We start from the raw sequence: 14,460 nt of genomic DNA on the forward strand, positions 1-14,460 counted from the left end.
TTCACTCCTCGACGCCGTGCTGGATGTGCGCCGAATGATCGGGTTTAGCGTAATAGTTCATCTCGCCATGACCCTGCATATACTTCATAACAATGCTGTGGAATAAGCCGTTTTCCACGGCGCCATAGTAGGTAACCGGGTGGTATTCACTGGGCTTGGCAAGTTGCTCGTAAGTGGCCTTGTCCAATGTCTGCCCCTTTGCCTTCACCTCGGCCACCCAGTTATCGAAATCCGCCTGGGTTGGCGTGGCAATGGCATCAAACTGCATTCCGGTGAAACCGGCGCCGCTGTAGTTGGCGGAAAATCCATTAAAGGTGCCGGCTTCATCGGCTATCAGGTGTAATTGGGTTTCCATGCCGGCCATGGAATAAATTTGGCTGCCCAATTGCGGGATAAAGAAAGAGTTCATGGTGCTTTCCGAGGTGATCTTATATTCCACCGGTACATTGGCTGGGAACACCAGTTCATTCACCGTGGCTATGCCCTGCTCGGGATAGATAAACAGCCACTTCCAGTTTAACGACACCACTTGCACCTTGAGGTGCTCGCCCTTGCCTTCAAGCGGCTTATAGGGGTCCAGCGACTGGGTCGAACGCCAGGTGATCACCCCCAGCACTATGATGATGACAATCGGAATGGTCCATACCGCCGCTTCTATCTTGGTGGAGTGGGCCCACTTGGGTGCATAAATTTCGTGGTCACGGCCATCACGGTATTTCCAGGCAAAATATAAGGTCATGACAATCACGGGGATCACCACAAGTAACATAAGAAGAGTGGCGATAATGATGAGGTTTTTCTCATCCACGCCAATTTGCCCCTTGGGGTCCAGCACTCCGCCGCTACAGCCGCTGAGCGCCAGCACCATCAGGGCCAGAGCTATTGAAAAGAGTTTGCGAGTTAACAAAACACTACCCTACAACCTAAAGGTTAAACCTCGCCACCGGCGCGCGAGTGTATATCCGACGCACGGGGCCTGAGATGTTTAAGCACGGCATAGCTATGCTCAAAGCGCATTAATTCGCGGTAGTAAGGTATTTTTTGGTTGGCAGCACACGGAAATGAATGCAAACCAGAGGTGCCCGACGCACCGCGAACAATACTGCGGTGGGTTGACTGTGTTCAGTGACAGGTATTAAGCAGACGCACTGAGGCCGTTACTTGGAAAGACGCATATTCCTACTTGTGCACAACAAGGTGTAACGGTGCTGACAATCAACCGGCAATGAGGGGTGGCGCGCGACAACCGTGGGCATCGTGCACCGGTTGGCTGCGCGTGGGCGCAACAAAGGCAAAGGCCGCTTTACGCAGAAAAATACCCGCGCGTTTGGCCACAAAGACATGAAATAACAACCAACACAGACCAATCAGCAACTGCGCACTGAGCACCGGATGGGCAAGGAATTGCGCCAAGGTCACCAGCACAGATTCATGCTGTAGGCCATTGCCAAGCGCGGCCTCCAGTTCAGCTGCATCACCCAGCACCCCGCTAAATAACAGTATGAGGTTCATGCACACAAACACCAACGCCATGGTGACTGCCCGCCCATACACACGACTTTGCTCCACATTCGCAAGTAGCGACTGGGGCAGACAGTTTAACTTGTGTAGGCTTGGCTTTGGCACTCGGTGTTTCCAGATTGGTTCGGGTAACGTAAGTTTATTCCGAAGTTTCACTACTTACTGAAACTTCGAGCGCGAGTATATCAAAGGCCAGCTGGGTTTCAATAGTCGAGAAAGTTTTCCTGGTTATCGATGAGTCATAAACTGCTATTTAATGTAACCAAGGGCGCGCTTTGTAACCTTAGTAATTGACTTTAAGTCATTCCATTGCCAGATTTAACTTATTGAGGCTAAAGGCTTTGGAGCACAGTATGGCGAATTGGTTAGAGGCAAAAGTAAAACGGCTGATCTGGTGGAATGAAAAGCTATTTAGTTTAGTGGTCACAGCGGATATTGAACCATTTACGGCCGGACAATACACCAAGCTGGCGCTGCAAATCGGCGATGAGCGCGTAGCAAGAGCTTATTCCTTTGTTAATCCACCGAGCTCAAAGAACCTGGAGTTTTACCTGATCAAGCTGGATGATGGCGCCCTTTCCGCAGCCCTGGCACGCTTAGAGCCCGGTGACAGCGTGCAAATTGCCGCCAAGAGCAATGGCTTTTTCACCCTGGATGAGGTGCCAAGCGCCGAGCAGCTATGGATGTTAAGCACGGGCACCGCCATCGGCCCGTTTTTATCTATGCTGCAAGAGCAACGGGTATGGCAACAATTTCAACATCTGGTACTGGTACACTGTGTTCGTCACAGCAAGGATCTCAGCTATAAAGAGATGATCCTAGAATTACAGGAGCAATACCCGCAATTACACTATGTGCCCGTGGTCACCCGCGAGAGCGAAGCCACGCCACTGAAACAGCGCATTCCGCAACTGATTACAAGTGGCGAACTTTTTGCGCACGTTCAGCTTGAAGCCACCCCGGATGTGGCACAGTTTATGATTTGCGGTAATCCCGACATGGTTAAAGAAACCAGTCAATGTTTAATGGATTTAGGCTACAATCGCAACCGCCGCCGAAGCCCGGGGCAAATAACCGTAGAGCAATACTGGTAGTAACCAAAGGACTAACACCCACTATGAAAACCCATATTGTCGCTATCTTGGCAGCCCTGCTTTGGCAACCGGCACTGGCCAATGACAGCGCAGAACCGCTGAGCGCCCAAGCAAGCGAGCTGGTTGAGAATCAACTCGAGCAGCAAACCGCAAAGCAATTAAGCAAGGCACAACAACAGGCCGTTGCCGTGGTCGATGCCCTGCTGAGCGCTTACAACGACAAGGATATCGATACCTTTATTAGCTATTTTGCCGAAGACATTTCCTTTTATATGTTCCCGGATCAGCTGATGTTTAGTGGCAAGGAACAGTTAATCGCCCGCTATGGCGCCATGTTTAAAAGCCTGCAATGCGTAAAAAGCACACCCATTAAACGCATAGTTCATGGTAAATACGTGATAGATCAGGAGCTTTCCGAGTCATGCTCCAAAGACCCCGAGGTGGTGGATAAGCGTGGCGAAGTGGTTGCCAGCTATGAAATCAATAATGCCAAGGTAACCAAGGTCTTGTTTTTTAGAGGTAAATAACTACCGCTCAGCAAGCACTCTTACAGAAAAAAAAGGCGGCCATTGGCCGCCGTTTTTATATTTAAATCTATTTCGATTAGCCGTTAACTATGTCGTTAAAGCTGGCATTATCGTGCAGGCTGGCAAAAGCGCTTTCGTGAAGCAGCTCATTGCGCAGATTTGGCGAATATTCCAGGGCCATACGTATATCCGCCAGGGCATCGCTGTGCTTATGCAGCAAAGAGTATGCACAGGCGCGCTGCCAATAGGCGTAACCATAGTCTGAGTCGATATCCAAAGCCAGATTACACAACATAATGGCCTGCTGAGTATCGCCTAACTCCAATAAAGCATCCGCCTTGTAGGCGATGGCTTCAACGTCTTCGGGCTTACGGGAAAGGATTTCGTCATAGATTTCCACCTTAGTGCCGTAATCACTTTCAAGATTGGCGCGCATCCACAAGGAGTGGATTTCATTGGTAATGGTGATCTTTTTCTGATTATTGAGTATGGCTTCAGAGCGTTCACGCAACTGACTTTCTAACCCGGCCAGTCGCGATTCATACTCTTCCGTAATCGCTTTTACCCGGGTGTTAACTATATCTTCTACCTTGTTTTTCACATCACGCAATGAATTCCAGCCCACCAATACCAGGATGGATACTGTGGCGGTAATAAGAATAAAGAGGTTATTCATTGTATCTGTGGTGTAGCCAAGGGCGCGGTCGGCGGTGTCCAACTGAGCATGAGCTATTTTTTCCACATATTCGGCGCGCAACGCCTGCTGATCTTTGCGAACCGCCTGCAGTTCATCGAGAATATAACGTTCGATCAAGGGGCGGTACATGGGCCCATCCAACTGTGAAACCGATTGCTGCGCCTGAGCTTGTTGCTCTTGAGAAAGTCCTTTCGCTTGTTGCTCGGGGAGCGTAACCGGCTCCTGCTCGGCCTGTGCCCACGCATTTTGCGCCGTTGAAACACTCAAAATAACACCAAATAGCAGGTAACTCGCCCATTTCAGCATGCTTAGATCCTTTTTCTCTTATTTTTGCAGCCCCTATGATGCCAGCTTGGCAACGCCTAGGCAAAAAAAAGCCAGCTACAAATGTAGCTGGCTAACCTGCTTAACAACAATAAAGGTTCAAGGAACATTAACAGGAGTGAATGGCCATAGTATTCCCCACACACTGAACCCATACTTAATTTATCTTATTGTTAGTTATATTTTTTTTGCTGCTAGATTCGTCAGTATTTTTAGGCATAATAGGTAACACTTGTGTAACTTTAAAGCAGTGTTCTCGTCAACTTATAAGATTTGGTTAACGCGACAATTGCCGCTCCCTCGGATTGAGCGGCTTTCAAGACAAAAGTTAAAAATACATGGGGACGAGCCCGAGCGTGAGTAAACTTTATCCTGGTGAGGCAAGACTCTGATATACAGGGAAAGCCTCCTTAACCTTTTGGATTAGAGCAAATCTGGCAGGATCGACACCAGACACAATTATGTGGCTTTATTGGATAATCGGTTTGCAACTGGGAAAATGTGGGCTTTACTTCCTAATAAGGCCGTTTTCAGCACGGTACACAAGAACACAAATAATAATAACGCGGTTACCAACAGGAAGTGTATATAAACGCGAAATTCACCTAGCTTATAGGGTATTGATAAGGGTAAGGACTTGCCAGATCATGCTGATTTAGGATTATAAATGTTTGATATAAGCAAAATTTACAAAGGTAAGATTTTTTTGTTTGCAGTGGCCATATCGGCTTTATCAACCTTATCTATGATACTGTTTTATAAGCTTTTTGCACAAAATATGAACAACACCGCCAAGGTGCTTTTTTTGCTCAGCTCACAACTGCTGGTTACCTTCGCCTTGTTGCTGCTGGTGTTCAAGAAGGTTAACAAGCATGCAGGCGTTATCAAGCAACTACTCAACTCCATTAACGATGTAGTGCTGATCAAGGACTATCAGGGCAACTTCCAGTTTTGCAACGACACCATGGCCAAGCTGTACAACAGCTCGCCGGAGCAAATGCTTGGCAAAGACGACTTTTACTTTATAAACAATAAAGAGCAGGCCGACTTCTTCAAAGAAAATGTCCAGGCCATTATGCGCCGCTTTGAAATAGAAGAAGTGTACGAGTCGACCACAGATGCAAATACCGGCGAAATCCGGCACTTTCACTCCATAAAGGTGCCATTTCGCGACGTTCGTGACCGACTTCATATTGCCGTTATCGCCAAAGACATCACAGAGATCACCCGCTTAAAAGAAGAAGCGGATCGCAACAAAAAGCGCTTAGAGCATGTGTTGGACGTTTCCGAAGAAGGGCTGTGGGAATGGAACGTACAGACCAATCAGGTGCTGCATAATCGCCAGTGGGAACTGATCACCGGCATTGAACATAGCGACAGTTCATTTAAGGAATTTGAGCAATGTATCGTCCCTGAAGACCGTCCCATGGTTGCCAAGGTGCTGAAAACTCTGATGCGCAACCACAAGTCCTACAGCATCGAATTTCGCATGAGAAAGCCCAACGGCGAGGTGATCTGGATATGGGATCGAGGACGTGTGGCCGAATTCGACGACAATAACGAGCCACTGTGGCTGGTAGGCCTGGCACTTGATATTACCGAAGAGAAAAGAAATCAGGATAAGATAGTCAACCTCGCCTATTATGATCAGCTCACCGGCTTACTCAATCGCACACGATTGGAAACAGAGTTAGAAAAAGCAATAAAATCAAACCAGGAAACAGACAGTTATAGTGCATTACTGTTTCTCGATCTGGATCGTTTTAAATTATTAAACGACAGTTTTGGCCACCATATCGGTGATCAGCTACTCAAGGTAGTGGCCGAGCGTCTAAAGCATATCAATCAGGGCCAGGGGATCATTTCCCGCTTTGGTGGCGATGAATTTGTGATTGTCCTTCCCCAGCTCAACAAGGTTCAAGGTGAAGCATTGCGCATCGCAGAACATTATGCCGAACTAGTACTTAAAGAAATTTCCAAATCAATATCCTTGGCCAGCGACATACAGAATATAGATATCGACTACTCGATCACCGGCAGCATTGGCGGTGTGGTGTTTACCGCCGATGATCTGTGCACCATGAAATTGCTGCAGCTGGCAGATATGGCCTTGTATCGCACCAAGGCCAGCGGTGGTCAAAAGGCGATGATCTTCGATACCAATATGCAGGATGAACTGCGCCAGATCAGTGAATTGCAAAAAGCCATGCATGACTCCATCGCCAATCGTGATTTTTGCATTTATCTGCAGCCCAAGTTCGATATGAAAGCCACCCTGATTGGCGCCGAAGCCCTAATTCGCTGGCAGCACCCTACCCTGGGTTTGCTCTCTCCTGATGTATTTATGCACATGGCCGAAGAAAGCAATCTGATCGTGCCCATGGGCGCCATAGTGCTCGAGCGCGCCTGCCAACAACTTGAGCAATGGCAGCGTCATGACCACAGCAAACACCTGCATATAGCGGTCAATCTTAGCGCTAAAGAGATCTGGCGCGCCCACTTTGTCGAAGACTTTATTAAGGTGGTGCAGCAATACCAGATTGACCACAGCAAGCTGATCGTTGAAGTGACCGAGTCCGTGCTTATTCGTGATATCAATGATGCCACAGACAAGCTCAATAAACTCAGAAAGTTTGGTGTCTCCATCGCCCTTGATGACTTTGGCACCGGCTACTCATCATTGAGTTATTTGCGCTCGCTGCCCATAGATGAAATTAAAATCGACCGCTCCTTTGTGCAAGACATGGTCACAGATGAACATGCCCACCTGGTGGTGAAATCCATTATCGATTTGGCGAATAACTTTAATCTCACCGTGGTCGCTGAAGGTGTTGAAACGCAAGAACATTTTAATTTACTGAAAAGCTACCAGGTCGACTCTTACCAGGGTTACTATTTCAGTAAGCCGATATCTGCAACTGAGCTTGAACGCTTGTTTATCACCTCTGATGCCAAGGTTGAGCAAGGTAACAGCTCACAGCTGGGTTCGGCGATAACAACAGACTAATAAACAAACGGAACTTATGCCATGACCGAATTATCAGCAGCAAGGCAGCACAACGCAGACGATAACTGGCTGGATGCCGAAGTCTGCTACATCGAATTGGAAGGTGGCTTTTTTGGCCTGCTCACCAACGACGGTAAACGCCTGCTGCCATTAAACCTGCCCAAGGCATTCTGCAAACCAGGCGCCAAGGTCAAACTGCGCGGTCACGAGCAGCGCGAGATAATGACCATACAGCAGTGGGGCACCCCCTTTCACCTTACCCAGATTGAATTTATTGACCCAGAGAGCAACGCCAAGCTACATAACCACCTGATTTAAAAAACGTTGCAAACGCTAACTTGCTCGGCCCAGATGCGCTACAATGGGCCGGCGGCGCGCCCCAAGGGCTATGACGCAAGGAACCGAGTTAAGCCACACAAATCATGGATGAAAAAATGAAATCACGCCGATTAAGTAAACCCCTGGTGTTTGTGTTAGTGCCCTTATTGGCCATTGTTTTACCTGGCCTTGTCACCTACACCTATACCCCTTACACGCTAACAATCAAGGATATCATCCTAGATCGCACCAGTGGCACCCTGGTCAAATACCAGGGCAAATACGGCCCACGCACCCCCTGGTCGGATTATGTTGCAGTACGTATTCCCAGTAATCTCGATGGGGTGAGTATCACCCGCATCGCGCCGTCGGCGTTTGAGCGTATCCGGCTATCCAAGGTCATTATTGCCGATTCGGTCACCCACATCGGCAAGCGCGCCTTTTGGGATAGCACACTCAGCGGCGTTCGCCTGCCCGCAGCCCTGACACACATTGGCGAAGATGCCTTTAGATTTAATGAGTTAGTAAGCGTAGATTTACCGGACACGCTGAGCAGGATTGACGCCGGGGCGTTCGAGTACAACCTGCTGACCCAGGTTAATCTGCCCGACTCGCTGAGTCATTTGGGGGCGGATGCCTTTCGGGTCAACAAGCTCACTTCGGTCGCTATTCCCGCGGCGGTGACACGAATTGATGAAGGCACCTTTGAGCACAATACCCTCACGGCCATCACCCTGCCAAAAACACTGGAGCATATTCACTATTCCGCGTTTCGCTATAACCGAATTGAAAAGGTAAACGGCAAGATCACACATGGTTTTATTTATGGGGAAGAGTCTAACCGCACCTTGATTGCCTATGGCGGCGAGCGTAAGGCCATTACCCTGGCCGATTCGGTCACCAGCATTGCGCCTCATGTCTTTGATTGCCAACACCTAACGGCCGTCACCCTGCCAGACTCGCTGATCCATATAGGCACCAGCGCCTTTGATAGTAACGAGCTCACCGAGGTGATCCTGCCCGACTCAGTTACCTCGATTGGCAGTTATGCGTTTTGGGGTAATCCAACGGCCGAGATAACTGCTCCGGCAGCGCTGAAAAGTATGGGCACCGACGCGTTAAAAACGCGCCTGCACCCAAGTTGGGACTATATGGATGAGCTCAGAAGAAGTCTATGCATAGTTGATGAGCCAGCCTAACCAATACGCCCTTTACTCATTGGCCAGGGCGTATAACTCATCGATATCGCTGATGTAGATCTTTTTACGCTTAACCTCGAGTACGCCCTCTTGCTTTAAGCGGGTGAACTCGCGGCAGACCGCCTCAGAGGACACACCCAGTAAATTAGCAATATCGGCACGACTCATGGGTAACTCAAAACACAGGGTCGGCACCCTTGAGCTGCCTAGGCGCGAGGAAAGGTTCAGCAATAAGGAAGCGACGGCCGACTTAATGCTTTTGGTCGGCAGTTGACGCAGGTGCTGATCGGCGGAAAACTCCTGGCTGATCAGACTTAGCATGGTCAGCAATACATCGGAGTTGGCAACCGAGTCCTGTAGCAGACGAGCAAAAGGAATTTCGCACACTCGCGAGTCCTGCAACGCCGACACCGAATAAAAGTGTTGCTGCTGTGCCAAACCGCCAACGCCAATAACATCGCCGGGAAAATACAGCCCGGTGAGCACTTCTTTGCCCGAGGCCGTTAGTCGATAACTTTTGAATGCACCGGATTGCACCAGGTAAAGCGCTTTAAATTCATCCTCTTGGCGGAACAAGTGCTGCTCGGCGTCAAGGGATTTGCTGCCCTTTACCAGCTCGCTTAGGCGCACCTGAGGTGTCTTCTGAGCGGCCTTGGCCTGCTTGCCTAAGCCCAGCTTAGGTGCCAACAGGTTAAAAATACTTCCTTGCATAGCCAGCTCCAAATTCACAGTGTTCAATGGCATGTTGTGATCAATCATGGGTGCCTCGCTACATTCAATTCGCTGTTCGTGTCTTGCATGCTGCTAATTTAGCCAATTCAATGGGGCGCTCGCTATGCGTAGATGTACCTATGGGGGATCGGAAACTACTTATATTGACGTAAAAGTGAACATGGTAGCGTGCCTTATCAGTTGTTTTTTAGGTCGAGGCCTTGCCCATGAAGTTAATACGCACCGCACTCACCCCGTTAGTTTTATCCGCTCCAGGATTTGTCACTGTGGCTGCCCACGCCGATGGCATGGAGCATATTGAGGTGCTCAGCAGCACCTCGAACTTTTATCAATCCAGTCTGCAATTAATCGAGGTCCAGCGCATCGACCCGCAGCAAGCCCAGGGCTCGCCATTGCAATTGTCGGAATTGCTGGCGCAGGAGCCGACCATTTCCCTCAACGGTCAAGGCGGCATGATGCAGATGTACAGTATGCGCGGCTTTTCCCGCTGGCGGGTGCAAACCCTGATAGAGGGCATTCCCATTTACAGCGATCGCCGCGCCGGCAGCGCCGCAGAGTTTATCGACCCGGCGTTAATCGGCCAGGTGCAGGTAATTCCTGGCGCCGCTTCAACCTACTATGGCTCCGGAGCCATGGGCGGCGCCGTGGATATCAAACTGAACCGCCTCAAGGGTCAACAATTGGATGCCCAATGGCAAAGCAATAACCAGGCGCAACATCTGGCCTGGCAAGGGAGCAAGGAAGGCATCTCCTGGGGACTGTCGACCCGCACCGCTAGTGAAGGAGAAAGCGCCGACGGCAACAGCATCTACAACGGCTACGAAAATCACAATGTGTTTTTAAGTGCCGACCTTGAGCTTCCCTACCTCACGCGTGCCTGGGTGCTCTATAGCGAAGGCAACAACCTGGGTAAGGCCAGTGCCGAGCCACTGAGCAAGAAACGCACCCTCTACCCACGCAATGATCATCTCTTAGCCAAGGCGGAGTTTGATTTTGACCAGATTTATGCCGATGTCTATGTGCACAATGCTCATCTCGATACCTATATTGAACGCCCCAACAAGCGCATCAATACCCTGAGTAATTCATCCTTGGATTATGGTGCGGCGCTCTATGGCTATCAGTATTTTGGCGATTGGCAGGGCAAATGGCGCCTATCCTTTGATGCCAGAACCAAGGTAAAGGCACAAGAGGATGAACTTGATTTAGCCTCGGGCCTAACCAGCAGCGACACCGTGCTGGACGCCAGCCAGTACCAGAGCGCCCTGGTGTACGATGCGACCCGTAGCCTGGATAACATCGACCTATTGCTTGGTGCCCGCCTCGATTACAGTAAAACCAAGGCACAACAAGGGAGCCGCAACGACACCAATGTCAGTGGCTTTGCCGGTATTAGCTGGGCACTCACGCCCGAATTAGCGGCGAAGTTTATCACCAGTACGGCCTTTCGCCAGCCGGCGCTGACGGAAAGCTACTTTTTTGGTGAAACCCCCCGCGGCCGCGTGGAGGGCAATCTGGAGCTCGAGCCGGAGCAAAGCCTGGGCTTTGAAGCCAAGCTCTCCTACCAGAAATCGGATTTTAACTGGAGCCTTAGCGCCTTTTCCCAGCATATTGACGACTATATCGAGCGCATCGATATCGATGCCGATACACGTCGCTATATCAATGTGGGCTCCGGGAAAATTAAAGGACTGGCATACAAGGCGGCATTTCAGGTAACCGACAACTTCTCCCTCGGCCTCGGTGGTCAGTGGCTTAACGGCGAGGATGAACAGGGGCGCCCCCTTGCCGACATTGGTGCCGGCGAACATAAACTCACTTCGACCTACCAGGGCGACCGTTGGCAATGGGATCTGGGTGCAACATTACGCAGTGCCAAGGACGAGGTGGGGCCCTCCGAGTTACCCCTGCCCAGCCATACCTTGCTTTCGACCAAGCTGACCTATCAGCTCAATGAACGAACCAAGGTACGTCTGTGGCTCGACAATGCTGGTGATCGCCTCTATCGCGTCAGCGCCGATGACAGTGCACCCTACGCGCCGGGGCGAAACGTGGGCATTGCCATCAGCTACCAGTTTTGAGCGCTATTGAAGCAGTTGGGTGCTAGTTTTCGCCCAACTGCTGTGCCGCCAGCTTGTCTTTATTAAACAATGCGTTGACTTCTTTATCCGTTAAAATTAGTTCCGACATAAAAAAGTCGTCGATAACGCCAGCAAAGGCATGCTTGCCTTGGGTGGCATGTTGCTTGGGGATCCCCCCTAAAAACACATCATTGACGATAGAGCTAACGCTAATGTTGGCGTCTTGGGCGGCATCAAGCTCGCCGTTAATAAACAGCCGCGCTTGTTTACCATTATGCACCACAGCAACGTGCGTCCACTGGCCGTTTACCAGGCGAGTGTTGCTTTTAACCACTGATTTTGGCTGGTATCCGGAGCTTGAGTAGATCAACAGTTCTACACGCCTATCCACCACCCTGAGCTTGTTACTTTGTACATCGCCATACCAGCCACCATACAAGGGATAAATTTGCTTGTCTTCCAGGGCCAGGGGCTTGAGCCACATGGCGATACTGATGCCACCATTTTCAAAGGTCACCTCACGCCAACGCGTAGTCGACAGAGGCTTACCGATTTTACAGCAAATATCCACGCCCATATGAGCGTCCTGATGCACCGAGAAGTCTAGACCCTTGCCGGTTTTACCGGCACTGCGCACGGCCCCGTGCAAGGTCCCTGGCCAAAAGCTGGCAAAGTCATCCAGTACTTGGTCGCCCTCGCCCTCAAAGGAATAATAGCTGGAGTGACCGTGTAAATTGACCTGCAACACCTTGGATAATTCGTCTTCAACCTGTGTTTGTTCAACTCGCTGCAGCTGAGAAAACGCCAAGGCCGCTATGATGATAAAAATGGCGCACAGCAGCAGGGTCACTCGCAGCGCAAAGCTCATTTTAAACGTCATAAGCCACCTCCTCGCCAACGGCAGGTAAGGTCAGGGTAAAGTCGCATCCGCCCTGAGCATTGGCCTGATACTTCAAGGTACCATTGTGCGCCTTGGCAATCGCCAAGCTGATTGACAGTCCCACACCCATGCCTTGCTTCTTACTGGTATAAAAGGGTTCAAAAAGATGCTCGACGGCCTCGCCACTCACCCCCACGCCTTCGTCGTGAATGCACAACTCCACCTCATTATTCTCGCTGTTAAGGCAGGTAGAAATAACCACCTGAGCGCCCGGGTGACTGGCCTCAATGGCGTTTTTAATCAGGTTAATGCTCACCTGTTGCAACTGAACCGGATCGCCCTCTACATACAAGGGCGACGGATTGAATTTGAGTACCAGGCTCACCTGGTTACTGTTGGCCGTGGTCTCCACCATATCGCCCACTTCGCGAAGCATGGTATTCACATCCAGCCGCTGCATATCCATGGCCCGCAATTTCACAAAGTTGCGGATCCGTTGCAGCACCTTGCCACTGCGCAGCGCCTGCTCGGAAATTTTCTTTAAGGTAGTCGCTAACCATTGCTGCAGCTCGGCCTGCTGCTCGGGCCGGGCGCTGTCGATACGGCGGGTGGCACTTTGGGCATAACTGGCAATGGCGGTTAGAGGCTGATTGATTTCATGGGTGATGGTGCTGACCATCTCACCCATGCTGTTGAGCCTGTCGAGGTGGGCGATTTGGTCGCGACTGGCCAATAGTTTTTGCTCTGCTTCTTGGCGTCTTTGCAGCTCATCGCCAAGACGTAATTGCATGCCGTTGAGGGCGCTCACCACGGTTTGCAGCTCATCCGGAGCGTTTCTTTCCTTCGCATCTCTATCCAGAACTAAGGGTGGTATAGGCTTATCAAAGGTCAGGTTTTGTGCAAAGTCACTGATTTTACTGAGATGACGAGTGACCAGGTATTGAAACAGATAGAGGATAAAACCGGCCACCAAAAAGGTTTTAATACCATTACTGATAACAATAAAATACACTCGGTCGGTGAGGCGGCTATATAACTCATCCAGACCCACCACGATTTGCAAAATCCCCAGGGGCGGCTCCTGCTCCCTGCCATGCTGATACAAGACAAAACGTTCATCGATAATTTCATTGGACATCACCTCACCGGCACGCCATTTCACCCTGTCGGTGGTAACAATACTGATACGCTCGATCCCTGGCAGTTTAACCAGTCCATCAAGTTGCAGCTGGAGCAACTGTATATTGCGGTCTTGCACATTGAGGGCAATGCTTTCAAGCTGGCTGTCTTTGATTTGATGGATCTCTGCATTTATCTCCGCCACCCCCTGAGTGTATTCCAAGTACAGTTGCAGCGCCGACGATATTAGAGTGATCGCCGAGCTAAACAGGATGATATAGAGGATCAGCCGTCTGACCGTTCTATGCCGAGAAGAAAAGGTACGCATGGTATGAGTCCTCAACTGACTACCCCCCTTGGCCTGCGCCAAGGCGGTGTATTACTCTCTTTACCATACCTTAAATGGCGCAAACAGCCACTATAAACACAGCGACAATTAATTGTTTCCTTTATCCTTTTGGTCCTTTTTCTGCTTGCTGATGGCGTTTTCTACCGGCAGTCGGCCAATGGGCATCACCTTAACGGGCTTGGCGTTTGCGCACTCTTGGTGACGCTCCTCGGCGCTGATATCACGTAGCGATTTTGATTCGCCCTTGGCCGCATTAGCAGCTACTTTAGCCTTGGCAGGCTGTGTTTGGTTCGGCTTTTGTTGCTCAGTCATAGACGTTTTCTGTTCATTGAGTTTGCGCTCCACGGGCAATTGATGCAAAGGGATCACCCTGGTTTCGCCCTCACACTCCGGTTTAGAAGCCACTTGTTCAGGCTGTGCTTCCTTTTCAGGTTTGACATTAGTTGTCACCTTAGGAGGCTTGCTTTGGTTGGTGTCAACTTCGCCGTTATGGGCAAAAACGGGTGCGCTTACATTCAGAATCATGAACGCAGTCATGCCAATTAATAGTCCGGGCTTAAAGGTTTTCATAATAACTGTCTCCTAAAGCAAATAAGGCGCCGAAACTCGGCG

At 50.1% G+C, this 14,460-nt stretch carries 13 protein-coding genes; 6 read left to right on the forward strand and 7 right to left on the reverse strand.

Going from position 1 to position 14,460, the window contains the following annotated elements; translation table 11 throughout:
* Position 1 precedes the first annotated feature (1 nt).
* Together cyoA and C2M24_RS09475 are read right to left on the reverse strand one after the other, a co-directional pair.
* A complete protein-coding gene (gene cyoA / locus C2M24_RS09470; RefSeq protein ID WP_105214489.1) occupies positions 2-907 on the reverse strand; it encodes a ubiquinol oxidase subunit II in 906 nt (301 codons plus the stop codon).
* 308 nt (positions 908-1,215) lie between these two features.
* Complete coding sequence (locus C2M24_RS09475) at positions 1,216-1,512, reverse strand: hypothetical protein (protein ID WP_158677878.1); 297 nt, start codon at positions 1,510-1,512, stop codon at positions 1,216-1,218.
* A 362-nt stretch (positions 1,513-1,874) separates the two neighbouring features.
* Here C2M24_RS09475 and C2M24_RS09480 point away from each other — a divergent pair, with 362 nt between their 5' ends.
* Together C2M24_RS09480 and C2M24_RS09485 are read left to right on the forward strand one after the other, a co-directional pair.
* Positions 1,875-2,615 (forward strand): ferredoxin--NADP reductase, encoded by a 741-nt coding sequence (locus C2M24_RS09480; RefSeq protein WP_105201640.1) that lies wholly within the window; start codon positions 1,875-1,877, stop codon positions 2,613-2,615.
* A 23-nt stretch (positions 2,616-2,638) separates the two neighbouring features.
* The gene (locus C2M24_RS09485) at positions 2,639-3,142 is read left to right on the forward strand and encodes a nuclear transport factor 2 family protein (protein WP_158681438.1); all 504 of its coding nucleotides are present in this window, start codon (positions 2,639-2,641) and stop codon (positions 3,140-3,142) included.
* A 76-nt stretch (positions 3,143-3,218) separates the two neighbouring features.
* Here C2M24_RS09485 and C2M24_RS09490 read toward each other — a convergent pair whose 3' ends face one another.
* A complete protein-coding gene (locus C2M24_RS09490; RefSeq protein WP_105201642.1) occupies positions 3,219-4,145 on the reverse strand; it encodes a tetratricopeptide repeat protein in 927 nt (308 codons plus the stop codon).
* A gap of 796 nt (positions 4,146-4,941) precedes the next feature.
* Here C2M24_RS09490 and C2M24_RS09495 point away from each other — a divergent pair.
* The 3 genes from C2M24_RS09495 (at position 4,942) to C2M24_RS09505 (ending at position 8,687) form a co-directional block, all read left to right on the forward strand.
* A complete protein-coding gene (locus C2M24_RS09495; RefSeq protein ID WP_158683748.1) occupies positions 4,942-7,170 on the forward strand; it encodes a bifunctional diguanylate cyclase/phosphodiesterase in 2,229 nt (742 codons plus the stop codon).
* Between the two features lie 21 nt (positions 7,171-7,191).
* Positions 7,192-7,488, forward strand: coding sequence for a hypothetical protein (locus C2M24_RS09500; protein WP_105214495.1), 297 nt, complete (start codon positions 7,192-7,194; stop codon positions 7,486-7,488).
* Positions 7,489-7,604: 116 nt separating this feature from the next.
* Positions 7,605-8,687, forward strand: a complete 1,083-nt coding sequence (locus C2M24_RS09505; RefSeq protein WP_158683749.1) for a leucine-rich repeat domain-containing protein — start codon at positions 7,605-7,607, stop codon at positions 8,685-8,687.
* 12 nt (positions 8,688-8,699) lie between these two features.
* Here C2M24_RS09505 and C2M24_RS09510 read toward each other — a convergent pair whose 3' ends face one another.
* Positions 8,700-9,398: a Crp/Fnr family transcriptional regulator gene (locus C2M24_RS09510; protein ID WP_158677882.1), complete on the reverse strand. Its 699-nt coding sequence runs from the start codon at positions 9,396-9,398 to the stop codon at positions 8,700-8,702.
* Between the two features lie 227 nt (positions 9,399-9,625).
* On the opposite strand from C2M24_RS09510, the gene C2M24_RS09515 reads away from it, so the two are divergent.
* Entirely contained in the window at positions 9,626-11,500 is a 1,875-nt protein-coding gene (locus C2M24_RS09515; RefSeq protein ID WP_105214501.1) for a TonB-dependent receptor, read from the forward strand.
* Positions 11,501-11,522: 22 nt separating this feature from the next.
* Here the strand turns inward: C2M24_RS09515 and C2M24_RS09520 are convergent, their stop codons facing one another.
* The 3 genes from C2M24_RS09520 to C2M24_RS09530 form a co-directional block, all read right to left on the reverse strand.
* The gene (locus C2M24_RS09520) at positions 11,523-12,380 is read right to left on the reverse strand and encodes a LamG domain-containing protein (RefSeq protein ID WP_105214503.1); all 858 of its coding nucleotides are present in this window, start codon (positions 12,378-12,380) and stop codon (positions 11,523-11,525) included.
* Positions 12,370-13,827 (reverse strand): sensor histidine kinase, encoded by a 1,458-nt coding sequence (locus tag C2M24_RS09525; RefSeq protein WP_105214505.1) that lies wholly within the window; start codon positions 13,825-13,827, stop codon positions 12,370-12,372. The genes C2M24_RS09520 and C2M24_RS09525 overlap by 11 nt, the downstream gene beginning before the upstream one ends.
* 108 nt (positions 13,828-13,935) lie before the next feature.
* On the reverse strand, positions 13,936-14,418 hold the full coding sequence (locus tag C2M24_RS09530; protein ID WP_105214507.1) for a hypothetical protein: 483 nt from the start codon (positions 14,416-14,418) through the stop codon (positions 13,936-13,938).
* Positions 14,419-14,460 lie beyond the last annotated feature (42 nt).

Origin of the sequence: Pseudoalteromonas sp. T1lg22 (genome assembly GCF_002964645.1) — a bacterium.
Taxonomy (GTDB): Bacteria; Pseudomonadota; Gammaproteobacteria; order Enterobacterales; family Alteromonadaceae; genus Pseudoalteromonas.

Bases quoted from the DNA above. Each gene is read 5' to 3' on its own strand.
- C2M24_RS09475 (WP_158677878.1), bottom strand. From the start codon at position 1,512: ATGAACCTCATACTGTTATTTAGCGGGGTGCTGGGTGATGCAGCTGAA.
- C2M24_RS09480 (WP_105201640.1), top strand. From the start codon at position 1,875: ATGGCGAATTGGTTAGAGGCAAAAGTAAAACGGCTGATCTGGTGGAAT.
- C2M24_RS09485 (WP_158681438.1), top strand. From the start codon at position 2,639: ATGAAAACCCATATTGTCGCTATCTTGGCAGCCCTGCTTTGGCAACCG.
- C2M24_RS09490 (WP_105201642.1), bottom strand. From the start codon at position 4,145: ATGCTGAAATGGGCGAGTTACCTGCTATTTGGTGTTATTTTGAGTGTT.
- C2M24_RS09495 (WP_158683748.1), top strand. From the start codon at position 4,942: ATGAACAACACCGCCAAGGTGCTTTTTTTGCTCAGCTCACAACTGCTG.
- C2M24_RS09500 (WP_105214495.1), top strand. From the start codon at position 7,192: ATGACCGAATTATCAGCAGCAAGGCAGCACAACGCAGACGATAACTGG.
- C2M24_RS09505 (WP_158683749.1), top strand. From the start codon at position 7,605: ATGAAATCACGCCGATTAAGTAAACCCCTGGTGTTTGTGTTAGTGCCC.
- C2M24_RS09510 (WP_158677882.1), bottom strand. From the start codon at position 9,398: ATGCAAGGAAGTATTTTTAACCTGTTGGCACCTAAGCTGGGCTTAGGC.
- C2M24_RS09515 (WP_105214501.1), top strand. From the start codon at position 9,626: ATGAAGTTAATACGCACCGCACTCACCCCGTTAGTTTTATCCGCTCCA.
- C2M24_RS09520 (WP_105214503.1), bottom strand. From the start codon at position 12,380: ATGACGTTTAAAATGAGCTTTGCGCTGCGAGTGACCCTGCTGCTGTGC.
- C2M24_RS09525 (WP_105214505.1), bottom strand. From the start codon at position 13,827: ATGCGTACCTTTTCTTCTCGGCATAGAACGGTCAGACGGCTGATCCTC.
- C2M24_RS09530 (WP_105214507.1), bottom strand. From the start codon at position 14,418: ATGAAAACCTTTAAGCCCGGACTATTAATTGGCATGACTGCGTTCATG.